This window comes from Petrotoga sp. 8T1HF07.NaAc.6.1, assembly GCF_016772115.1.
GTDB classification, from domain to species: Bacteria; Thermotogota; Thermotogae; order Petrotogales; family Petrotogaceae; genus Petrotoga; species Petrotoga mobilis.
This window is the reverse complement of the sequence record NZ_AUPG01000002.1, coordinates 148,226-171,982: the sequence shown is the minus strand read 5'-3', so window position 1 is coordinate 171,982 and position 23,757 is coordinate 148,226. Positions and strand designations below refer to the sequence as shown.

Below are 23,757 nucleotides of genomic sequence, written 5' to 3'. Positions count from 1 at the left end.
TTTATGCGTCTCGAATCAAATGATTATTGAGTAGGTACTCCGCTTCCTCTTAAGAAAACCGGATAAACTAACCATGAAAACAGTTGTAAAAGTCCAAAATCAACAGCAAAAAGATAAACTGCAAAGATTGCTATAACAATCAACACAACCAAAGTAGAATTTAACAACTCTTTTCTGGTGGGCCAATTAATTTTCTTTGCCTCTTGCCAAACGGAAGTTAAAAAAATCCAAAATTTAGACATTTATAAACACTCCCCTATTGTTATGAAAAATACACAACTAAATTTTCGATTCCACATGAAGAGTATGTTTTCTACAATGAGGACAGTACTTTTTTAATTCGATTTTTTCTTTGTAATTTCTATTTTTCTTTTTATAATAGTTTCTATTATTACACTCTGTACATTTCAAAGAAAATTCTATAATTTGGGATTTAGCCGCCACTGTTATCACCTCTTTCTGTGATGAATTAAAATACAAATGGTGGTGAGGGAAGGATTCGAACCTTCGAAGGCAGTCTGCCAGCGGATTTACAGTCCGCCCCCTTTGGCCGCTCGGGCACCTCACCATGAAATTCAAAAAAACGTTGGAGCCGATGAAGGGACTTGAACCCCCAACCTGCTGATTACAAGTCAGCCGCTCTGCCAGTTGAGCTACATCGGCAACCAGTTATTTACCAACTGAAGTTGATTATATCAAACCAAAAAAACGTTGTCAATGGATTTTAAGTTAAAAATATATTAAATTGTACTTTAAGTTGGTTGACATCTGTTATCAAAAAATCCAATAACAAAGAATTTATCTTTACATATTTTGTTTTTAACAATATTCATGGTAAAATAATATTGAAGTGAAAGTATAAAAAATGGCTAATAATAATATTTCTATATAAAGCGACGCGAACTAATCGGTAGTTTCTGTTGCTTAGATGTACGGTAAAGGAGGAGAGTAGACATGTTTGATAATTTTACTGAAAGAGCTGCGAAAGTTTTTATTGAGGCTCAAAATGAAGCAAAACAGATGGGACATCCCTATGTGGGGACAGAACACATTTTATTAGGATTGTTGAAAGTTGGAGGAGGCCATTTAGATACCGTATTTGAAGAATTTAATTTGTACTATAATTCTATAAAGATGGAAATAACAAATGTTGTTGGTACGAATTCAACACAGGGAATAATAGGTTCTCCACAACCAACTCCTAGAGCAAAAAGAATATTAGAGTTGGCATATGATGAATCTGAGCTTATGGGTTTCAATAAGATAGATGCGGAACATCTTCTTTTAGGCATTTGTAGGGAAGCCGAAGGGATAGCCTCTCATATATTGAAACGTTCAGGAATAAATCTAACTTTGATGAGAAAAGAATTAACGGATATGATGATTAAGGGTAGATCAACCGGGAGGATGGAGATTGCTAAAACTGAAGAGTTAGAAGAAAGAAAGCGTCAAAAACAAAATGCGCTAAAACAGCTCGAAGAATACGGAACTGATTTAACTGCTCAAGCTGAGAGCCGCAAACTGGATCCTATAATTGGAAGAGAAATAGAAATTAATCGCATAATGGAAATATTAGCGAGACGAAAAAAGAACAATCCTGTTTTGATTGGTGAGGCAGGTGTAGGTAAAAGTGCGGTGGTCGAGGGTCTGGCACAAAGAATTGTTGAAGGCCGAGTACCTGAAATATTAAAAAATAAAACTATTTTTTCCTTAGATATTACCTCAATAGTAGCGGGAACAAAATATCGTGGAGAATTTGAGAAACGAATGAAAAAATTGATGCAGATATTACAAAAGACTGAAGATATTATTCTTTTTATCGACGAATTGCATATGATTGTAGAGGCTGGTGCGGCTGAAGGTTCTTCCATGGACGCAGCCAATGTATTAAAACCGGCTTTAGCAAACGGAGAAATAACCGTAATAGGGTCCACCACAGCAAATGAGTACAGGAAATTCATCGAAAAAGATCCAGCCCTCGAAAGACGTTTCCAAAAGATATATGTAACTGAACCAACTATCGAAGAAACTATAAATATATTATCTGGAATCAAATTCAAATACGAGGAACATCACAAAGTCAAATATAACCATGGTGCAATTCAATCAGCTGTTCAACTCTCGGTAAGGTATATTACAGATAGACACCTACCAGATAAAGCGATAGATGTTATCGATGAAGCCGGAGCTAAAGCCCGTTTAAGTGCTCTAACGCTCCCTGATAAATTAAAAATTCAATATGAAAAGATTGCAGATATCGAAAGTAAAAGAAACGATCCCAATTCTAAAGAAAACGTTGAAGAAAAACTAAAAAAGATGAAAGAAAAGTATGAAGAAGAATATTCAAAATGGAGATCTGAAGCAGAAAATAAAATAATTCAAATAACCGAAGAGGATATAGCTGAAATAATATCTAATTGGACTGGTGTTCCGCTCAGACAGTTGCGTGCAGAAGAGATGGAAAAATTATTGAATTTAGAGGCTGTCTTACACGAACGAGTGGTAGGACAGGATGAAGCAATAAAATCAGTTGCAAAAGCTATAAGAAGAGCGCGAAGTGGATTAAAAGACCCTAGAAGACCAACAGGTGTATTTATGTTTTTAGGCCCGACCGGTGTTGGGAAAACTGAACTAGCTAAGACTCTAGCAACTTATCTTTTTGGAAACGAAACGCATTTAGTAAGAATAGATATGAGTGAATACATGGAAAAATTCAGTGTCTCCAGACTTGTGGGTGCTCCCCCGGGGTATGTCGGCTACGATGAAGGTGGGCAATTAACAGAAATAGTAAGAAGAAGACCTTATTCCGTAATTTTGCTGGACGAAATAGAAAAAGCTCATACAGACGTATACAATATTTTGTTGCAAATAATGGATGAAGGAAGATTGACTGATTCTCAAGGGAGAACGGTTGACTTTAGAAACACAATAATTATTATGACCTCTAACCTCGGTTCTGAACAGATTAGCAAAACTAAAAGAAGCTTAGGTTTTGTAGAAGAAGGTACAATAGAAAGCGAATACAAAGATATCAAAGAACAGGTGATGTCTGCGGTAAAGGCGGCATTCAAACCTGAATTCATAAACAGATTAGATGATGTCATTGTATTTCACCCGCTCACTAAAAATCAACTTAAAAATATTATATCTATTCAACTTAGCGACCTAAAAAGCCGATTGGAAGAAAGGAATCTTACATTATCCGTGAAAGAAAGTGCCATTGATTTCTTACTGGAAAAGGGTTATGATTCTGTCTTTGGAGCTAGGCCATTGAAAAGAGCTATACAAAGATATATTGAAGATCCTTTGTCCGAAGAATTATTAAAAGGAAAATATGAAGAAGGAGATAAGATATTAGTTACTCACCAAAAATCTAAAGAAAGTCTTTCTTTTAGAAGAGTTCCTAAGGATAAGAAGCAAATGGAAAAGAAAGTGGTCAATAGTTGAGAAAATCTGAGAAACACTATGTCTGCAGTAATTGTGGCTATGAATCCGATAAATGGTTCGCAAAATGTCCTATGTGTAATGAATTAGAATCCGCGGTAGAATATAATACCGCGGATGTTACTATTGATACTGGAAATATTAAAGTTCCAGACATAGTCTTTCTTGATCAAGAACTTCTTCCGGCGAAAAAAATACCTACTAATTTTCAAGAAATTGATAATGTGTTAAACGGTGGGTTAGTGGAGGGTGCGGTCTATTTGTTGAGTGGCGATCCTGGTATTGGAAAAAGCACATTATTGGCACAAATCGCAAAGTCTATTCAGACAGCTGAAGGATACATATTCTATGTTTCTGGTGAAGAATCTACAGAACAAGTAGTTCAAAGATTCAATCGACTAGAAATAAAAAATAAAAATATAGGATTGATATTTGAAAACAATGTGAATGTTATACTTAATGCTTTAGAAAAGTCTAATATGAAATCTTCTGTTATTTTCATAGATTCTGTTCAAACCTTAAAGATAGACAGTATTGATTCCTCACCTGGTAGTATTCTACAAGTAAGGGAAAGTACTAGAAAGATGGTAGAATACGCTAAAAAAAAGAATATCCCTGTAGTACTGGTAGGTCATGTAAACAAAGAAGGAGCTATTGCCGGTCCAAAAGTGTTGGAACACATGGTAGATTGTGTACTTCAAATGGAATTGGAAGGTGGATCTGGACTAAGGCTTTTAAAAGTAACCAAAAACCGATACGGTCCTACAGATGAAGTTGTTTTATTTGAAATAACCCAAAAAGGCTTAAAACCAATAGATAATATAAATTCTTTTTTCTTATCTGATTATTCAAATGAATCGGGTAACACTTTAACTATAGTAAAAGTTGGTCAAAAATTGCTTCCAATAGAGATACAAGCTTTAGTCAGTAACCCGGTATACGGGTCCCCTAGAAGGGTTACTTCTGGTATACCGTTAGATAGACTTTTAATGATAATTGCAGTACTTTCCAAGAAGTTGAAGCTCCCATTGGAAAGTAAAGATATATTTGTCAGCAGTGCAGGAGGTCTAAGGATCAATGACAGTTCTATGGATGTTGCTATCGCTTTATCTTTAATCTCCTCTATATTCGATACCCCACTTTCTTCTTCAACGATAGCCTTTGGAGAAATAGGTTTAGATGGGAGAATAAGAGGTATTCCTCTTTTAGAAAAAAGATTGGAGCTTTCACAGAAAATTGGTTTTAATAATATAGTTATTCCAAAAAATCTTTCCCCTAGAAAAAACTCTATTATAGTTGCAGAAAGTGTAAAAGATTTGATAAAATTATTCAAAAAAGGGGGATAAAATTTTGAATGAGAAATTAGAAAGAATTTTTGAATTGTTAGCTCCGGGAAAGCCTATTAGAAAAGGTATAGACAGGATAATGGAAGCAAATTTGGGGGCTTTGTTGTTTTTTTGCTCACAACCTGAAAAGCACCTTAAAGAAGGTCTAATACAGTTAGGCTTTAGAGTTGATTCGGATTTTTTACCTGAAAAAATTTATGAACTTTCAAAAATGGATGGGGCTATTGTTTTAAACAGTGATGGAACTCAAATTCTTGCAGCGAATGCACAACTTAATCCCGATAAGAGCATACCTAGTTCAGAAACCGGCATGAGACACAAAACTGCTGAAAAAGTGTCTATTCAAACGGGAGATTTAACAGTCGCAGTTTCTAAAAGAAGAAATATTGTTTCAGTGTATTATAATAAAATGAAATACGAACTTCTACCTGAAAATGTTTTATTTGCTAGATTAAATCAAGAAATTACCATTGCACAAAGATATAGACAAAGCTTTATGAACCTTTTAGACTATCTGAACATCGAAGAGACAAGGGGAAATGTAAGTCTCTCTGACGTTGTTGAGATACTTTCCAAAGGTTTACTAACGATAAAAATTGTACAAAGAGCTGAAAAATATTTATTAGAATTAGGAGAAATCGCTGGAAGTGCAAAATTAGAATACGAAGAAATCTTAAGGACAGTCCCTAAGTATGTGGGTGCTGTTATAATGGATTACAGCTCAGAAAACTTAAAGTATCAAAGACCCGAAGATGCGACAAGCATATTCAAAGAATTAGACTTTAACGATTTGGTCGATCCCTTCAAAATAGCAAAAACTTTAGGTTATATTGATGTTTCATCTGAAGACGATCTGGAAGAAACAGCTTTAACATCACGAGGCTACAGAATCCTTTATTCTACTAAGTTACCAACTTCTGCGGTAAAAAAAGTTGTGGAAAGTTTTAAAAACCTTCAAGAATTAATGAACGCCACTTTTGAAGAATTAACAGATATAAGCGGAATCGGCAAAAGAAGGGCGGAAATAATCTTGGGAACATTGAATAAAAAGAAAAGAGAAAAAGAGGAAATAGAAGAGGAAACTGCACAAATAATGAGCAAAGAAAAGAAGTAATAACACTATTAATAGTTTTTCAATTTAATATTGTAAAAACATCACAATTTTAGAGGTGAAGAAATATAACAACTTTAGCAAGAAACAAAAAAGCTACTCACGATTATGAAATAATAGAAACCTTTGAAGCAGGGATTTCTTTATTGGGCACAGAAGTAAAATCCAGCAAAGCTGGAAAAATCAATTTCAAGGATAGTTTCTGTAAAATAGAAAAAGGCGAATTGATTTTATACAATGTTCACATCAGCCCTTATTCAGGGGCATCTATATTTAATCACGATCCAGAAAGACCTAGAAAACTTTTACTTCATAAAAAAGAAATAAGGCGTTTGCAATCTAAAGTTCAACAGGAAGGCTTGACGATGATTCCGCTCGAAATCTATACTAACAATAAAGGGCTGATAAAAGTTAAAATCGCTTTGGCTAAAGGATTGAAAAAATACGATAAGCGTGAAAAGATTGCAGAAAAAGAGTATGAAAGGAGAATTAGAAAACAACAAAAATATGAAAATATCTGAAAAAATCTCACCAGCAATATCAATTAAGGGATTAACAAAAAGATTCGGGAAAACGGTTGCGGTTGATAACGTTGATCTAGAAATTAACGAAGGAGAGATTTTTGGACTTATAGGTCCCAATGGTGCAGGCAAATCCACCATTATGAAGACTATTTCCACGCTTTTAAACCCTTCACAAGGAAAAGTGGAAATACTCGGAAAAGATCTTTCGAAAAACAAACCAAGCCTTAGAAAAGTGATCTCTTTAGTCTCTGATTACTCTGTATTGGAAAATGATTTAACCCCCTATGAAAATTTAAAATTGTTTTCTTTAGCCTCAAATATCGAAGATAGTGATAAAAAAATTAACGAATTTTTTCATAGTTTTGGATTGGAAAAATATAAAAACAAATTAACTAAAAACCTTTCTTCTGGCAACAAGCAGAAGCTGAATATAGCTAGGGCATTATTAAAATCTCCAAAAATACTTTTGTTGGATGAACCAACAAATGCCATAGATGTAGAATCCTCAAGATTTATAAGACGTTATATACTGAACGAAAACATCAAAAATGGAACCACAATAGTGATAACCTCCCATTATTTATGGGAAGTTGAACAATTAGCTACAAGTGTGGGGATAATCATAGATGGAAAAATTGTTATTAAAGACAACATAGAAAACATTTACAAAAGGTTCGATTCTATAATTAATATTTATGAACTCACTTTTGAAGAAAAAGACCATGAAAAAATATTAACCTATTTAAAAGATCTCTCTGATGTTTTGGCAATAAAACCCGTATCCAAAGAAAAATTAATAATCGATTCAAAAGATAGTACCTTTACAATGAATAATTTCAAAGTGTCGATAAGAAAATTACGTCCAACTTTGGAAGACATATATTCTTATATAATATCCACCCCAAATCAATGATAGAAATAAAATACTTAAGGTGATAAATTTGCTTTTAAGACTTGAAAATGTGTCTCATAATTTTGGTGAATTTTACCTCTTTTACGATGTCGACTTGGTTATAAATCAAAACGATAGGATCGCTTTAATAGGTAAAAATGGTGCAGGAAAAACTACTTTATTGAATATTATTTCAGGAAATATTGAGCCTATCGAAGGACGGGTGCTCAAGAGAAATGATTTAAATATATCTCTTTTAAAGCAATATAGATTAGATTTAAATAAAACAGATCCTACTTTGTATGACTTTATAAAAGAAAGTGTCTCAAAAAATACACCTGAACACATAGTCGATAAGACTGTCAGAAGTTTGCTAGTGGGTCTTGGTTTCGAAGAAAGCCAATGGAACAGAAATGTTTCTGGTTTAAGTGGCGGTGAACTAACTAGATTGTCCCTCGGAAAAACCCTTTCTGAAAAAAGCGATTTATTACTTCTTGATGAACCTACTAATCACTTGGATCTCTTCTCTATCGATTGGTTAATCAACTATCTCAAAAATTACAAAGGTGCGATGGTTATAGTATCCCACGACAGGACATTTTTAAAACAGTTGTGTAACAAATATTGGGAAATAAACAATTCTAAGATTTGGGAATTCAAAGGGACTTACAAAGAATACATTCAATCACGTGAAATTTATATAAATTCAGTAAATTCAAGAAAACAGAACTTGCAAAAAGAAATCGAAAGACTCGAAAAAATGATAGAGCGTTACCGAAGTTGGGCTACAGAAAAAATGGTTAGACAAGCCGTAATCCGCGAGAGAAAATTGGAAGAGTTGAAAAATGAACTCGAAGAGATTCAAAATATTGAAGAAGAAAAAGGTATAGACGTAAAGATCCCCCAACCCACAAAAACTGGTTACAAGGTAGTAGAGGTTAAAGACCTATCTTTTTCATACAACAAAGAACAAAAATTACTAGAAAACATCTCTTTTGAACTCTACGAAGGAGAGAAATTAGCCATCTTAGGAAAAAATGGGTGCGGAAAGAGCACTTTACTAAAATTATTGATAGGCGAATTAGAAAATCATGAAGGGAGCATTGAGTGGGGATACAATATCAAAATCGGATATTTAGATCAAGTTATATCTAATCTTTCTCAAGAATATGACGTGTTGAATGAAACGTGGGAATTGGTAAAGGATTGGAAAGATTTCGAAGTAAGAAAGTATCTTGGGAGATTTGGATTCTATTCTAGCGAAGTGTTCAAAAAAGTAAGCGAACTCTCTGGTGGAGAACTCACCAGATTGGCATTAGCTAAAATTTTACTTGAGAAACCAAACGTTTTGATATTGGATGAACCCACCAACCATTTGGATATCCTAACGATTGAAAGTTTGGAGCAAGCACTTAAGGAGTACACGGGAGCCATAATCTTTGTCTCACATGACCAATCTTTTATCGAGAATATCTCAAACAAATTCCTTTTGATAGATAACGGTGAATCCAAAATATCTGAAAATATTGAACCTCTTTTAGAAGAAATAAAAAATAACTCTTTTAAAATAAAAAAAGAAAAAAAAGTAAACGAAGAATACGAACAAAATAAAAAAAGAAAAAACAGAATAAAAACTTTGAACAAAGAAATTTCAAGAATCAGAGTTGAATCGGAATTGCTATTTGAAAAGTTAGATTCAGTTGAAGCTAAACTTTTTGAGTATGGAGACGATTATAATAAGGTGTTAGAATTAATTGAAGAAAAAAACAAATTAGAAAAGGAACTTACAAAACTACAAAAACTGGAAAGTAAATATGTAGAAGAATTAAATCAACATACTCAAATCTCAAACAATAATTACGGAGGATAATTATGAAAGGCATATATTCTGATCAAACTAGCTGTTATCTTTATCCAGAAGAACCAAGTATAGATGACCATGTCACGATTAAACTAAGAATTCCAAAATACTTAGGTAAAAGTATCGGAAGTGTTATTTTTACTCCTCAAAAAAACTTAAAAAATTATCAACATAAACCAATGCAACTCTCAAAAGAAACTACTTATTTTTATTTTTTTGAAAGTACTTTCAAAATGCCAGACAGAATTGTTAGGTACCATTTCGAAATAGATTTAATAGAAAAGGGCAAAAAAATGTTCTATGACGCTATGGGGATTGTAGAAAATCGCACTATTCATGACTTTGTACTCGTTGCAGATTTTAAAACTCCAAAATGGTCCCATGGTTCAATATATTATCAAATATTTGTTGATCGATTTAAAAACGGAGATGAAACAAACGATCCAGTATCTCACGAGTATCAATACGATGGTCAAGAAGTTTTGAAAAAAGATTGGAACTCACTGCCAGATCCTAAAAATGGTCATAGAGAGTTTTATGGCGGAGATTTACAAGGAGTTTTAGAAAAGATTGACTACTTAAAAGATTTAGGAGTGGAAACGATTTACCTAAACCCTATCTTTGTTTCTCCAAGTCCGCACAAATATGATACTCAAGATTACGAACATGTAGACCCTCATTTTGGGGTTATAGAGGAAGATTCTGAAGATCTTAACGAAAAATACAAAGTCAGAACTACCTCTATAAAGAACCTCGAAAAAAGCGATGAAATTCTAAAAAGTCTTATTCAAAAAGCCCATGAAAAAGGTATAAAAGTTATTTTAGATGGCGTTTTCAACCATTGTGGCTCTTTTCATAAGTGGGTAGACGAAATGGATTTGTATGGTGAAGGTAGTCTACATAGGGAGGATTCTCCCTACAAAAGTTATTTTTATTGGGACGGTACCCAAAAGAGCTATGAGGGATGGTGGGGTTTTCACACCCTACCAAAATTGAATTATGGAAATATTAGTTTATGGAAATACATAGCTGATATTGGGAAAAAATGGGTAAGTGAACCTTTCAATGCGGATGGATGGAGACTCGATGTTGCGGATGATTTAGGTAAATCTTTTGAAATGAACACAGCTTTTTGGAGATTCTTCTACAAAGTTGTAAAAAAGTCAAATCCAGAATCGATAATATTTGCAGAAATTTATAAATCACCTCTTGCTTGGTTAGAAAGACAATGCTGGGACTCTATAATGAATTATATAACCTGTATGGATCCGGTTAGTTATTTTCTTACAGGCATGGAAAAACACAACGAGCATTATAAACCTGAGCTCTTAAAAAATGCTGAGTATTTCGTTAACTCAGTGAGATGGGCTTTATCTCAATTACCCATGAATAGTAAATTTATTGCTTTAAACCAACTAAGCAACCATGATCATTCTAGATGGATGACAAGAACCACACAAAAAGTTGGGAGATTGGGACCAAAAACTCATGAAGAAGCTTCCCTTGGAAAGGATTTAGATGTTTTCAAAATAGGGTTAGTCACAATGTTTACTCTTCCAGGATCACCCGGATTATTCTACGGTGATGAAATAGGTTTAGAAGGTTGGACAGACCCAGATAATAGAAGACCTTACCCTTGGGGAAAAGAAAGTGAAGAAAATAAAATGTTGTTTAATTTCACAAAAGAATTAATTAAAATGTACAAAGAACATCTTGCATTGAGAAAGGGGTCTTTTGATTTTCTTGATTGGAATGGAGGATACGTATCTTACGCTTCATGGAATGAAAGTGAAAATATAATCACCGTTATAAATAGAGAAGAAAAAGAGATCGATGTTGAACTGCCATTATGGCTACTCGATAAAAAAGAAGGGAAAATAGATCTTTTATTCGCTACAAAAGATTTCAATTTAGAAGATAATTCTTATAACGACGGCAAAAAATCTCTAAAAATCCCAGAGAAAATTGCCCTTGTATTTAAAATTAATTGATTCCCCTTGCTTGGATATATGGCTTTTTTTAATGTTCTGTAATCTCACCCTTTAAAATATTAATTCCGTGTGGGATAAGATCTTTAACAGCTTCAAAACATTCTTTAACCGCTTTAGTGCTACCTGGAAAATTGATAATTAAAGTGAATTTTCTAATTCCACAAACTCCTCTAGAAAGATATGCCATTGGGGTATTCTCCCCCGTGGCATATCTGATTTTTTCTGGAATTCCTGGAACCTCTTTTTCGATAATGTTTTTCGTAGCCTCCGGAGTAACGTCTCTTGGAGCTAAACCCGTTCCCCCTGTTGTGAGTATTAAGTCTGCAATATTATTGTCGGCTACTTCTTTTAATTTTTGTTCTATTTCTTCTTTTTCATCGGGAATTATTAGGTAAAAACTTTTAATCCAACCTTCTTCTTCAATCATCTTAATTAGTAATTCACCACTTTTGTCTTGTCTTAAACCCTTTGATCCTTTATCACTTATTGTTATTATTGCAACTTTAATCATTACTGTACCCCCTACTCTGATACAATCGTTAATTTATCACCTGGAACCACGATACCACCTTCTAAAACTTTGGCGAAAATCCCCTCTGTCAGCATTATATTGTCAGGATTGAATTCTCCAGCTTTTCCTATTTCAGTAATTTCGAGTAATACACTCTCACCTACTCTAAATTTGGTTCCCACAGGATATTTATATAACTCTATCCCTTCTATGGTTATATTCTGTGCGAAGTTGCAATATCCATCTTTTAATTTTAAATTCCTTTCTTTTACTATTTTTTCAAGGCTTTCTATGCCCAACAAACTGACTTGTCTATGACTTTTTCCTGCATGATAGTCACCCTCTACACCAAAGTTAGTTATAATGTTTATTTTATCTTGTTCTTTTTTGAGCATTCCTCTTTTTTCACATTTACAAACTTTGACTACTTTACCTTCTCTAATCATCGTTTTCTCTAACATAAGTCCCACTTTTACCTCCCGTCTTTTTCATTAATTTTATATTTTTAATAACCATATCTTTATCTACAGCCTTACACATATCGTATACCGTCAAAGCTGCTATTGAAACACCTGTAAATGCTTCCATTTCAACCCCCGTTTTACCTGTTGTTCTCACCGTTGCGTAGATACCCAATGTTGTAGCATTTTCAAATTCAAATTTTATATCTATGCCGGTTATCAGCAAAGGGTGACACATTGGGATTAACTCAGATGTTTTCTTAACACCCATAATTCCAGCCACTCTTGCAGTTTCTAAAACAGCTCCTTTTTCTATCTGATCGTTCTTTATCTTTTCAAGGGTTGATTCTTTTAGCTTTATTTGCCCATAGGCTATAGCTTCTCTTTTGGTTTCATCTTTATCTGTAACGTCAACCATCTTTGCTCTACCTTTTTCGTCTATATGAGTAAATTCTTTCATACCTATCCTCCAATTTGAGACATATTTTTCTTCGGGAAAAAATCATTTTTGTAAAAGTTGTGACTAATGGGTTTAAGAAGAAGAGCTTTTTCAAACTTTTCTCTCACACCTTCTGAAGAGATCTTTCCATCTTCATCGCGCATATTTACTTCAACATCGCTGGCAAGACAAGGCCTCAAAAATCCATCAGCAGTTAATCTCATTCGATTACATGTTGAGCAAAAGTTATGACTAATAGCGGTAATAAATCCTACAGTTCCCTTTGCCCCAGGGACTTTGAAATCCTTTGAAGGGCCATTATTTTGTATATCTACAGGGACCATACCCATCTTATCGATAATTATTTCCTTGAATTCGTTTAGAGAAACATAATAATTACCAGAAAGAAGGCTTGTTTCACCCATAGGCATATACTCAATAAATCTCACATGTAGGTCCTTATCTATTGTGAGATTAACGAAATTTTCCAATTCATTATCGTTGATACCCTTCATCACAACGGTATTAATCTTTACTGGATTTAAGCCAACTTCAAGTGCTGCTTTAATCCCTTCAATTGCTTGAGAAAATTCGCCCCTTCGAGTAATCGTTTTATAGGTATCGGGATTTAAAGAATCAAGACTAATGTTAACCCTAGACAAACCTGCCCTTTTTAAAGCAAATGCATATTTTGGTAGAAGAACGCCATTAGTTGTCATAGTAATATCTTCAAGTGCAGGAATTTTCCTCAATTCTTTGATTAAATTTACTACGCCTTGTCGAACAAGAGGTTCACCACCAGTGATACGAACTTTCTTTATACCAAGTTCAGTACCTACTTCAACGATTTTGATTATTTCTTCATATCGTAGAATACTGCTATGGGTCTTGAAAGTCACACCTTGAGATGGCATACAATAAATACAACGTAGATTACATCTATCTGTTATCGATACTCTAAGATAATCGATACTTCTTCCGTATTTATCAATCATTATAATTGAACTCTCCTTTTATGACATTATTTCACCTGTATTATCTGTTCTATAACCCCCCAATGCAATTACTTGGCTCTTAAACTTTTCAGAATTAATAACCTCAAGAATTTTTCCCATCCTGGTATCTTGTAGAAAGTCAGTTGGAATTATAAAATCATATCTTTCTTCTAAAAGAGGTATAAAATCCAAATCCATCGCATCGGCAGCTGCCTTTATCCCTAATCCTACATCTGCAGATTTATTTGCAACGGCTGCTGCAACAGCAGTGTGGGTGAATTCTTCTCTCTCGTATCCCCTAATTGATTTTGAAGGTATCCCCTTTTTGTTCAACCAATAGTCTAGTAATACGCGGGTACCTGAACCTTTCTGTCTATTGATAAAGTTAATATCTGGACGGATTAAATCCTCTATCTTTCCTAATCCTAAAGGGTTGTCTTTTGGTACAATTAAACCCTGTTGTCTCCAAATTAAATTAACCATAGTTACTTTTTTATCACCTAAAATCTCTTCAACGTAAGTTTTATTGTACGTTCCGCTTTGTGGATCCAAAAGGTGGGCTCCAGCCAAATGACACTCACCTCTTTTAAGCGACATCAATCCTCCCATACTCCCCACAGATTGGATGTTAAAGTCAAATCCAAGTTTTTGAGATTTTATTTCGTTAACCAATATGTCTAATGAATAATCATGACTCCCAATGAATAACACGTTTTTTGAAATGGAGGAGATGGGTTTCAAAATATATATTTTCACCTTTTCGTTGATACCTATTCCTTCGGATTTTTCTGGGACAGGCATAATACCATCTGCATTCACCAGTGACTCCATGGCAGCCGAACCCCTTTTTCTTGGAACCGCTACGTATTCTCCATCAATAAAAGCTAAATTAACCCTTAAAAATTCTTCCAAGCCAACTTGTGAAGGAACTTTTCTACGAACAACCGCATTTATATATGGCGTTTCTGGAACGTCCAAACTTAACATCTGATACACAAGGGTTCGTACAAAAATGTAATAATTCAGCAAAGCAGATAGAGGATAACCAGGTATACCAATTACCGGCTTTTCTTTTATAACACCAAGAATGACTGGTTTACCAGGCATTATGTTAATTCCATGTACAACAACTCTTCCTACTTCATTTAAAATTTTCTCGGTATAATCTTCCCTACCTGCAGAAGAACCCGCTATAATGATCAAAATATCGTTTTTTTCTATCTCATCCAGCACTTTTTTCTTGAGATCTTCATATTTGTCGGGAAGGATCTCGGTAATTGAAACTTTTGCCCCCCATTGTTCGCCATAAATTTTCATCATAGTCGAATTGAAATCCACAAGTTGACCTTTTTCTGGATCCTGATCGGGAGGAATAATCTCATCACCCGTTGGAATGATTCCTATCAAAGGCTTTTTTTTAACGTTGATTTCTTTCACACCTGCTTCTAATAAAGATCCTACATCATAAGGCCTTATCATGTGATTTACTGGGAACATTAATTGCCCTTTCATTACACTTTCTCCAATAGCTCTAATATTTTGCCATGGTGTAGCACTTTTTTCTATAATGTAAAAATCACCTTCATCATTTATTTCTTCTATCTTTATAACCGCATTAAATCCTTCTGGTATCGGATCCCCAGTATCAACTATAACCGCATCTAAACCTTTTTTCAACATCAATGGATTTGTTTTACTGGCTCCATATGTATTTGAAGCTTTAACCGCTATACCATCCATTGCGGATGCATAATAGTGTGGCCCAAACCTTTTTGCATAGATAGCTTCTGCTGTAACTCTACCGTTAGAATTCTCAACTTTAATATTTTCTGTTTCAACAGAATAGTCTTTGAAAATCTTTAAATATTCTTCTTTAGCTTTTTCTAAAGAGACTTTTTCTAAATATATTTTACTCATTTATTCACCTTCTTGAATTCAATTTACCACCTTGAAAAGCTCTTATATAGCGCCCCTTCGCCCCGCTCCCCACCCGGACGTTAAGGGGTAAACCCCTTAAAACCCCATAATCAAGTTCAAAATCAAAATCATTTAAAAACATGGTTTGCACAGTGACGCAAACAGGGCTCCGCTCTGTAACCCATATCCTGCCCATAAGGATAAATAGAACTAATATAAATAGACAACTATCGTTTCCTCTTTATTGAGTCCTTCTTTGTTAGCTTCTATTATTATATAACCATCGGCATAAACAAATGTAGATATCATTGCTGATTCACCGACTAATGGCTCCGCAATGTAATTTCTTTCAGCACTTTCAATCAATCGAACTGGGACATATTCTTCTCTCCCTTTATCTGAATCTAGGTTTCTACTTAATTTTGCTTTAATATTACATTTTATTCTTTTTTCTTTTATACCCATTATCTTCTCTACCAATGGTTTAACAATCACCTGGGTAATGATAAACGACGATGAAGGGTGGCCAGGTAAGCCTAAAATAGGTTTACCTTCAACCATTGCAAAAATCGTAGGTTTACCAGGCTTTATCGTAATTCCTTGAGACAATACACCAGGTTCCCCTAATGAATTTAAAACTTCCACCGTCATGTCTTTGACTCCTACAGAACTACCCCCAGAGATCAGGATCAAGTCACAATCTAAATTGTTTTTTATACTCTCCCTTAGAAAATCAAATTTATCTGGAATTATCCCAACGTATCTAATTTCTGCACCTACTTCTTCTAATGTTGTTCCTATTGTGTAACTATTTATATCCCTGATTTCACCTACTCCAAGAACATTTTCCGGGGAAACTAATTCATCTCCTGTTGCAATTACAGCAACTTTTGGTTTTTTATAAACTTCAACATCAATTATTCCAAGGCCTGCTAGAGCTCCCACATCCTGTGGCCTGATCTTATGGTATTTATTTAAAATTACCTTCCTTTTAGGAATATCTTCACCCTTATAAATTACGTTTTCACCAACTCCAACAGAACGATTGATTTCAATCATTTTTTCGCCAACGTAATCAACGTATTCTATCATAACGACTGCATTTGATCCTTCTGGCAACATTCCACCCGTCGGAATTTTTACAGCTTCACCAGCTTCTACCATTATCTTTGTTTCTTGCCCCATGAACACTTCACCTTTAACGTTCAAATAGATAGGCATACTTTCCGAGGCACCAAAAGTATCCTCCGCTTTCACAGCGAAACCATCAACAGTTGATCGACTAAAAGGTGGAAGATCGATGGGAGAAAATAAATCCTGGGCTAAAATTCTCCCATTGGACTCTTTAAAGTTTATCGTTTCTGATGGCAATAAACCAATATTTATATTTTTATTCACAATTTCCCAAAACATTTCTGAAGTATTTAAATCCAAGAATTCAGACATACTTAGCCTCCGTCTTTATTTGAATAAACCAAGCTGGCAGTACCGAACTTTGATGTTTTGATCATCCAACAATTTCCCAAATTTAGGTAATTTGATATTCAATGCCTTACAGATAGCGTGTGCATTAAAACAACTCACTTGTTCAAAATTAATCTTGAATTTCATACTGTTTCCGTCTTTGATTAATTCTTCAAGGTTTTCTTTATCGATTATAATATCGGCTTTACTTTTGGCTTTAGTCGCCGATTCTTTTTTTTGTGTATCATCAGAATCAATGTAAATAACCAAAGTTGGTCTAATAAAATCTAGGATACTGTTCCCTTCAACGATCAAATATTCAATATCCTCATCTAAGAGTTTGCGTGCCCTTCTATAACCTTCCAACAATCCCTGATAATTTGTTTTTAGTAAGATTACATTTTGGGCTCCATATTCTTTAAAAAGCGCAGTATCTTTACCTTTCTCATTGATAATTGAAGGATCAGCTGTAACTTCTATTTCCTTATTAGTTTTATGGAGAGATGTTTTTATCACCCCAACGTGACAGTTTAAATTCTTTATCATTCGTGAAATTAAAGTAGATTTACCTACATTACTCGTTTTTCCACTAACAACGATTGTAACCAAAAAAGTCCCTCCTATCTTAGTAAACATGCACCGCAGAGGCTTTGAATGTAACAAAAACCTTTTTGTTTTCTACTAAATTCAACTCTTTCAACGATTGCCTTGTTATGTACACCACCAAAGGAATACCGATATCCACGGTAATATGAACTATAGATAATTGTTCATAAATCCGCTTTATCACTCCAGGGAAAACATTCCTAGCGCTTGAATCAAAAGGATTTATAGATAACAATATATCTTCAGGTCTGATAGAGATATTAACATTCCCTTTCTTTTCACTGGCCACACTTATTTTCAATCCATTCACTGAAACATAGGTACCAGAATCATCTTTTACTATTTCTCCTCTAAAAATATTTCTAACCCCAGTGAATTGAGCAACAAAATCAGAATTCGGTTTGTTGAACACCTCGTTTGAATTTCCATCTTGAATGATCTTCCCATCTTTCATTATAGCGATTTTATCCGCTAAAGAAAATGCTTCATTAAAATCATGTGTTACATGAATTGTAGTAGTCTTGAGCTGTTTGTGTAATTTTTTCAAATCTTCTATAAATTTTTCTTTTGTTTGAGGATCTAATGCACTTAAAGGTTCATCTAACAGCAAAATTTGTGGAGAAGTAATTAAAGCTCTAGCGAGAGCTACTCTCTGCTTCTCTCCTCCACTTAGATTCTTCGTTTTCCTTGTGAGTAAATGTTCTATGTGAAAAAGCTCTACTATGTTGTTTAACAGATATCTTACTTCATCTTTCTTAACTCTCTTCGATTTTAATCCAAAAATAATATTCTCTTCTACATTTAAATGTGGAAAAAGCATATAATCCTGATAAACCATCCCAACATTTCTTTCTTCAGGAGGTAAATTTGTGATTCTTTTCTCATTTATAAACACATCCCCAGAGTCGGGTTTTATTAAACCTGCTATAATCTCAAGAATCACTGTTTTACCTACACCTGTTGGCCCCAAAATTACAAAATACTCATTATCTTCAATATTCAAATTGATATCTTCTAAAGAAAACTTTTTAAATCTCTTAGATATATTCACGATTTTAATCAAGCTCGTTTTCCTTCTCTCTACCTTCTATTGAATTCTTTCTGTTTATGAGTGTTAAAAAGATAAACACAATGAGACTTGTTATCACCATAATGGCTGCAACGGGGCTTGAATACTTCAATCCAAAGGAAGTAAACCTCTCGTAGATAAGTACCGACGCCGTCATTGGATGATAAGCTAATATAATAACCGCACCAAATTCAGATAATCCTCTTGCCCACATCATAAGTGAACCAGAGATTAAATGGTTAAAATTCAAAGGTAGCGATACTCTGAAGAAAGTTCTCGCAGGGGATGAGCCCAAACTTCTAGCAACCTTTTCAAGTTTAACATCAATAGATCTGAACCCTTCTTTAACTTCATTCACCAAAAAAGGCATACTGACAAACATCATTGCAACAACTATTCCTGCAAATTCGCCAACGAACTCTATTCCAAATATCGAGAAGAATCTTCCCAGAAAAAATCTATGGCCAAAAACTGTCAAAAGCGCTATTCCAGCCGCTGTATGTGGTATTATAACAGGGATATCTATCAAACTTTCAACAAAAGACTTACCAAAAAAATCTTTACGAGCAAGCAAGTAAGCCAAAGGCACCCCTAACAATATGGAAATTAAAGTGGCAACTAACGATGCACTGAAAGTAAGCAATATGGAGCTGTAAACTTCTTCTTCCTTTACAGTGTCAATAAGAACTTGCGGTTCAACTCCAAAGATAAGCTTGGCTACCGGGGCAGCTATGAAAAACAACAACAGAATCCCCAAAAAACTAAGTATTAGTTCGAACCATGCTTTTTTAATCATTCGCTCCACCTTTTAAGAAATCTTGAATCTCCTGGGGAGCTTTTTCTATGTTTACACCTTCTGGGGGATTAATTGGCGGTTGCCCATTTTCTTCCATAATGGCTCGGCCTTGTGGACCAATGACGAATTTGATGAAGGCAATTGCTCCCTGTAGATTTGGAGCGTTATTGGGAATGGTTAGAGCATATACCATAGGTTGCCCTATTTGGGTTATCATTTCACCAGGCTCTTTGCCCGTTACATCAAAAGAAGCAGTTGCATAAAAATCGGCATACTTCGTACTTTTCAAATTAATTTGTTCTGGTAATTCCACGTAGGGCATTCGATGTTGCAACGCCACAGATTTGTAGATGAAAATATAATCCAGTTCTCCTGCCTCTAATAGTGCGATTAAATCTGTTTCTTTTGGTCTAACGTTTTTTGGTGGACAGTTATCAGCGAGTTTTTTATATAGATTATCCACTTTATAATATTTTTCTGCCAATTTCCAAACAATCTGGCTTCTGTATCCACAAGGATCGGCATTTGGATCCGAATGACCGTACTCAACATCTGGGCGCAAAAGAATCTCATACCAATTGTCAGAATTAATCTCATCTTTGTAGCGAGAATCTTCTGTGTACATTATCACCATCTCGTTGTTGGCAAAATTTATGTACCATTCTGTGTACTCTGGGATCATCAGATTTTCGATGACCGTATAATCCGCAGAACCTATAACGTCCGCTTCTCTTCCAAGATCGGTAACCTTTCTAACAGCTTCTCTACTTCCCGCTGCTTCCCTAATAACATCTGTTCCAGGATACTGACTTTCAAAGGCTTTTTCAATTTGTGCAAATGGAACGCTTAAAGATCCCGCATGGAAAACTACAATCTCTCCAGTTATATCTTCAGCCATCATCAACGTCCCAAATAAAAAAACAAATAACATAAATGTGTACTTATAAATGCTCTTCATTATTTCCTCTCCCCTTATCTAAATTTTTTTATCTAAGTTTATAAACTCTAAAACTTACTTTAGCAACCCTTTACTGTTACATCAACCTAGAAGATTGAGGAAAGGAGAGCAGCTTAAAAAAATTAATGACATTACAAAATAAAAAAACCGGCGTGTGAAGACACCGGTTCATAATGTGTCTCCTTTCCTAATGCGGGAGGCATAGAAGTTTCCTTCTATACCCTATCGTCTAAGTCACCATAGAATGAATTCCGTAGGTAACCTAGATCGAAGACATTATAAAATGTATATGAAAAAAATTGTTTTCAAAAGAACTTAAATTTTAAAGTTATATATTCACAACTTCTCTCGTAGGAGCCTTAAACATCGAATAACTTAACGCACCTTTTATTGCTTCATTCAATAGATGGCTTATATCCCATTGATTTTTCATCGCTGCCAAATAAACTCCAGGATTTAGGACTCCTCCAACAAAGATAAAACCAACAAGTTTGCCATCTCTTACCAGAATTTTGTGGTAACTTCTACCTTCTTTTTCCTTATAAACATCGTAAGCATCTTCTTTACTAATACCTCCGGTGAAAACAACTTCTCCAAATAAATTTACTATGTTTCTAGATACTTCTTTGGGATATTTCCAAGAATACCCCGCCATATTGGTGGCAGCTATCCTTGCTTGTTCCATCGCAACAGGCCACAAGGCATGCATTTCATACTCATCTGAAATTAAGTCTATGGATTCAGTCACATCCCCTGCCGCATAAACATCCTTAACAGATGTTTCCATATATTCGTTTACCAAGATGCCAGTGTGACATTTGATAGGCGTTTTTTCGAGAAAATCTATACTTGGTCTGACTCCTTTTCCCACAACAACACAACTGCCTTGAATTACTTTGCCTGATGCAAGAAAGATGTTTGCGTGATCTCCTTCTTCTTGAACCTTAGTTATACTTTCACCCGTGATTAACTCCATTCCGCTTTCTATAGCTCTTTCAGCAATAATATCCGAACCTTCTTCATCAACGATCTGAGATAACATTCTACGCGATCTTATAACAAAAGTAGCAGGTATATTTAGTTCCGCTAGGGCATCAGCAATCTCAGAATTAACTAATCCTGCACCAGAAAGTATTACTCTTTTAACGTCACTTTTTTTCAACTTATCTTTCAATTTATCCATATCTGAAAGGTTTCGCACTGTTAGAACTAGCGGGGATCCTTCTAATTCCATATCTGGAACATACGGTTCTGCTCCAGTTGCTATCAACAATTTATCGAAGGAAAATGTTTGGTTTTGTACAGTTTCTACCTTTTTTCTTTCAACATCAATGTTGACAACCCTTTGCCCTAGTAGAAGTTTAGCCTTAGATGGATGGGGAAGAAACAGATAATCTCTTTTCTTTAATTTATTCGATAATAAATAAGGTAAAGACATTTTACTGTAGGGGAATACTTCTTCAGCGGATAATATAGTAATTTCCCCTCGAGGATCCAGAGATTCTAATGTTCGAGCAGCATTTAAGCCAGCTGCACTAGCTCCAACAATAACGTATCTCATTTTGAAATCTGGACCTCCAATTCTTTAAGTTTTTCTTCTGTGGGAACACTGTCTTTATCCCATCCTCTTAACTGATAGTATTCATCCAACATCTTTCCAAGATCCTCTACATGGCCTTTTGAAGGACCCGTTTTGATTGGTTCATTTAATATTCTTGGAGGTAAGGTATCATCCTGTCTTGTAAAACCAGCTTTAAGATTGAAAAGCTTTTCAATATTCCAAATTCTTTCTCCAATTTTCATGAACTCTTGGGCATCTATTGAAAAACCTGTTGCAGTTGACACCATCTCGGCTAACTCATTAGCACTGAGACCAAAAGTCGTGAACAAACATATTCCAGAAGAATCAAGTGCACCGGTTAAATCTTGTAAGGTTTTAATTATAGCCGCTTTGCCTTCATAAGCGTACTGATCAGCATCTCCCAATACCTCTACGGCTGTTCCATATCCTCTGACGTGGCAAGCACCACGATTGCTAGTTGCATATTCTAAACCCATACCTTTGATAGCCCTTGGATCGTAAGCTGGGAACTCCTGTTTCTTTGCCGACATGGAAAGTTCCGGATGACCATAATGCTCTGCTAAGCGATAGGAACCTTGAGCTAATAATTTCCCAAAATTTCCTTCTTGCTTGCATGCCAATTCCACGGCTTTTAACATAGCTTCTGCTGAACCAAATCTAAGTTCAAAAGGGGCATCTTCCTTGGGCATATATCCTTTTTCGTACAATTCCATGGCACAGGCGACAGTTGAACCCATAGCGATAGTATCGATTCCATATTTATCACAAAGATGATTTGCACTTATCACTGCATCAAGGTCTGAAACACCACACATTGCACCAAACGACCAAACTGATTCGTATTCTGGACCTCCTCCAATAGTTCCTTTATACGGTCCACTTTTTACTACCGTTACCCTACCACAAGCTATTGGACACTCGGCACATCCTTCATTTCTAATTAAATTTTTCTCCCTTAGAGTTTCTCCACTAATTTTATTTGCCTCTGGGAAATAAGCATCTTGGGCATTACGAGTGGGGAACCCACCAACACCATTGATAACATTCACCAACATTGCGGTACCTAACATAGCAGCCCCTTGACCTGCAAAGGCATCTTTGCTTAAAATATCTCTAGCCTTATAAACTGCTTTCATAAAAGCTTCAGGATCAGCCACTGGAGTATCTTCATTCCCTCTAACGGCTATACCTTTTAGATTCTTACTCCCAACTGCGGCGCCAACACCGGTTCTTCCAGAAGCCCTATGACCATTGAACATTACGCTAGAGATAGGAGATAATTTCTCACCAGCCGCTCCAATCGTCATGGTTTCAGCCAAGGGATGTGTTTGCTCTCTTATCAATTCGTCACTTTCGTCAGCCAATTTCCCCCATATTTCCTTTGCGGATCTGAATTCTACTTTACCTTTGTTAATCCATATATATACAGGTTCGGCTGATTTTCCTTCAACAACGATCATATCGTATCCTGTGTGTTTCAAAGCGGGGCCAAAATGTCCACCTGCATTAGAGCACGCAATAGCTCCATTCAAAGGGCCTTTTGTGATTACCATAGTTCTTCCAGAAGAAGGAGCTAATGTTCCATCTAAAGGACCAGTGGCAAAAATGACCTTGTTTTCTTCAGAGAGAGGATCTACTTTCGGATCGATTTCTTCCAACAACAAACGAGTCCCATACCCTCTGCCCCCTAAATATTTCTGAGCCCACTCTTCATTCAATGGTTCACTTTTTACTTCTTTGGTTGTTAAGTTAACTCTCAATAATTTACCTTTGAATCCACCTTTTATCAT

Annotated in this window: 21 protein-coding genes, 2 tRNA genes and 1 riboswitch; of the genes, 7 read left to right on the top strand and 16 right to left on the bottom strand. The window is 35.2% G+C overall.

Features of this window, described 5'->3' with window-relative positions; translation table 11 throughout:
• Positions 1 to 23: 23 nt before the first annotated feature.
• From secE to NAAC61_RS02320, 4 genes are all read right to left on the bottom strand, one after another.
• Complete coding sequence (gene secE / locus NAAC61_RS02335) at positions 24 to 242, bottom strand: preprotein translocase subunit SecE (protein ID WP_012208210.1); 219 nt, start codon at positions 240 to 242, stop codon at positions 24 to 26.
• Positions 243 to 279: 37 nt separating this feature from the next.
• Entirely contained in the window at positions 280 to 444 is a 165-nt protein-coding gene (gene rpmG, locus NAAC61_RS11305) for a 50S ribosomal protein L33 (protein WP_012208211.1), read from the bottom strand.
• A 37-nt stretch (positions 445 to 481) separates the two neighbouring features.
• Positions 482 to 568 (bottom strand) — tRNA-Tyr (locus NAAC61_RS02325).
• A gap of 19 nt (positions 569 to 587) precedes the next feature.
• A tRNA-Thr gene (locus tag NAAC61_RS02320) sits at positions 588 to 663 on the bottom strand.
• Positions 664 to 954: 291 nt separating this feature from the next.
• On the opposite strand from NAAC61_RS02320, the gene NAAC61_RS02315 reads away from it, so the two are divergent.
• The 7 genes from NAAC61_RS02315 to NAAC61_RS02285 all read left to right on the top strand — a co-directional run bounded on the left by NAAC61_RS02315 (position 955) and on the right by NAAC61_RS02285 (position 11,169).
• Complete coding sequence (locus tag NAAC61_RS02315; protein WP_103065778.1) at positions 955 to 3,447, top strand: ATP-dependent Clp protease ATP-binding subunit; 2,493 nt, start codon at positions 955 to 957, stop codon at positions 3,445 to 3,447.
• Entirely contained in the window at positions 3,444 to 4,790 is a 1,347-nt protein-coding gene (gene radA, locus NAAC61_RS02310) for a DNA repair protein RadA (protein ID WP_103065779.1), read from the top strand. Before NAAC61_RS02315 ends, radA begins: the two co-directional genes overlap by 4 nt.
• Before the next feature lie 4 nt (positions 4,791 to 4,794).
• Positions 4,795 to 5,904, top strand: coding sequence for a DNA integrity scanning diadenylate cyclase DisA (gene disA, locus NAAC61_RS02305; protein WP_121959852.1), 1,110 nt, complete (start codon positions 4,795 to 4,797; stop codon positions 5,902 to 5,904).
• Positions 5,905 to 5,969: 65 nt separating this feature from the next.
• Positions 5,970 to 6,422, top strand: a complete 453-nt coding sequence (smpB, locus tag NAAC61_RS02300; protein ID WP_012208215.1) for an SsrA-binding protein SmpB — start codon at positions 5,970 to 5,972, stop codon at positions 6,420 to 6,422.
• Positions 6,379 to 7,338: an ABC transporter ATP-binding protein gene (locus tag NAAC61_RS02295; RefSeq protein ID WP_231282474.1), complete on the top strand. Its 960-nt coding sequence runs from the start codon at positions 6,379 to 6,381 to the stop codon at positions 7,336 to 7,338. Before smpB ends, NAAC61_RS02295 begins: the two co-directional genes overlap by 44 nt.
• 28 nt (positions 7,339 to 7,366) lie before the next feature.
• Positions 7,367 to 9,187, top strand: a complete 1,821-nt coding sequence (abc-f, locus tag NAAC61_RS02290; RefSeq protein ID WP_202695201.1) for a ribosomal protection-like ABC-F family protein — start codon at positions 7,367 to 7,369, stop codon at positions 9,185 to 9,187.
• Between the two features lie 2 nt (positions 9,188 to 9,189).
• Positions 9,190 to 11,169: a glycoside hydrolase family 13 protein gene (locus tag NAAC61_RS02285; protein WP_202695200.1), complete on the top strand. Its 1,980-nt coding sequence runs from the start codon at positions 9,190 to 9,192 to the stop codon at positions 11,167 to 11,169.
• Positions 11,170 to 11,197: 28 nt separating this feature from the next.
• On the opposite strand, the gene NAAC61_RS02280 is transcribed toward NAAC61_RS02285, so the two are convergent.
• The 12 genes from NAAC61_RS02280 to NAAC61_RS02225 all read right to left on the bottom strand — a co-directional run bounded on the left by NAAC61_RS02280 (position 11,198) and on the right by NAAC61_RS02225 (position 23,757).
• The gene (locus NAAC61_RS02280; RefSeq protein WP_012208219.1) at positions 11,198 to 11,680 is read right to left on the bottom strand and encodes a MogA/MoaB family molybdenum cofactor biosynthesis protein; all 483 of its coding nucleotides are present in this window, start codon (positions 11,678 to 11,680) and stop codon (positions 11,198 to 11,200) included.
• A gap of 11 nt (positions 11,681 to 11,691) precedes the next feature.
• On the bottom strand, positions 11,692 to 12,141 hold the full coding sequence (locus tag NAAC61_RS02275; protein ID WP_202695199.1) for an MOSC domain-containing protein: 450 nt from the start codon (positions 12,139 to 12,141) through the stop codon (positions 11,692 to 11,694).
• On the bottom strand, positions 12,119 to 12,601 hold the full coding sequence (moaC, locus tag NAAC61_RS02270) for a cyclic pyranopterin monophosphate synthase MoaC (protein ID WP_121514536.1): 483 nt from the start codon (positions 12,599 to 12,601) through the stop codon (positions 12,119 to 12,121). Before moaC ends, NAAC61_RS02275 begins: the two co-directional genes overlap by 23 nt.
• A gap of 2 nt (positions 12,602 to 12,603) precedes the next feature.
• Positions 12,604 to 13,575, bottom strand: a complete 972-nt coding sequence (moaA, locus tag NAAC61_RS02265; RefSeq protein WP_202695198.1) for a GTP 3',8-cyclase MoaA — start codon at positions 13,573 to 13,575, stop codon at positions 12,604 to 12,606.
• Positions 13,576 to 13,593: 18 nt separating this feature from the next.
• Complete coding sequence (locus tag NAAC61_RS02260) at positions 13,594 to 15,492, bottom strand: molybdopterin biosynthesis protein (protein ID WP_202695197.1); 1,899 nt, start codon at positions 15,490 to 15,492, stop codon at positions 13,594 to 13,596.
• A 210-nt stretch (positions 15,493 to 15,702) separates the two neighbouring features.
• Positions 15,703 to 16,938: a molybdopterin molybdotransferase MoeA gene (locus tag NAAC61_RS02255; protein WP_202695196.1), complete on the bottom strand. Its 1,236-nt coding sequence runs from the start codon at positions 16,936 to 16,938 to the stop codon at positions 15,703 to 15,705.
• Between the two features lie 15 nt (positions 16,939 to 16,953).
• Positions 16,954 to 17,565: a hypothetical protein gene (locus tag NAAC61_RS02250; protein WP_202695195.1), complete on the bottom strand. Its 612-nt coding sequence runs from the start codon at positions 17,563 to 17,565 to the stop codon at positions 16,954 to 16,956.
• Between the two features lie 16 nt (positions 17,566 to 17,581).
• On the bottom strand, positions 17,582 to 18,625 hold the full coding sequence (gene wtpC / locus NAAC61_RS02245; RefSeq protein ID WP_121959855.1) for a tungstate ABC transporter ATP-binding protein WtpC: 1,044 nt from the start codon (positions 18,623 to 18,625) through the stop codon (positions 17,582 to 17,584).
• Positions 18,618 to 19,427 carry an ABC transporter permease gene (locus tag NAAC61_RS02240; protein ID WP_202695194.1) on the bottom strand — a complete coding sequence of 270 codons (810 nt, stop codon included), beginning with the start codon at positions 19,425 to 19,427 and terminating at the stop codon, positions 18,618 to 18,620. The genes wtpC and NAAC61_RS02240 overlap by 8 nt, the downstream gene beginning before the upstream one ends.
• Positions 19,420 to 20,385: a tungstate ABC transporter substrate-binding protein WtpA gene (gene wtpA / locus NAAC61_RS02235; RefSeq protein WP_202695193.1), complete on the bottom strand. Its 966-nt coding sequence runs from the start codon at positions 20,383 to 20,385 to the stop codon at positions 19,420 to 19,422. Before wtpA ends, NAAC61_RS02240 begins: the two co-directional genes overlap by 8 nt.
• Positions 20,386 to 20,548: 163 nt before the next feature.
• Positions 20,549 to 20,670: riboswitch (molybdenum cofactor riboswitch) on the bottom strand.
• 43 nt (positions 20,671 to 20,713) lie between these two features.
• On the bottom strand, positions 20,714 to 21,946 hold the full coding sequence (locus tag NAAC61_RS02230) for an NAD(P)/FAD-dependent oxidoreductase (RefSeq protein ID WP_121959857.1): 1,233 nt from the start codon (positions 21,944 to 21,946) through the stop codon (positions 20,714 to 20,716).
• Positions 21,943 to 23,757, bottom strand: a complete 1,815-nt coding sequence (locus NAAC61_RS02225) for an aldehyde ferredoxin oxidoreductase family protein (protein WP_202695192.1) — start codon at positions 23,755 to 23,757, stop codon at positions 21,943 to 21,945. The genes NAAC61_RS02230 and NAAC61_RS02225 overlap by 4 nt, the downstream gene beginning before the upstream one ends.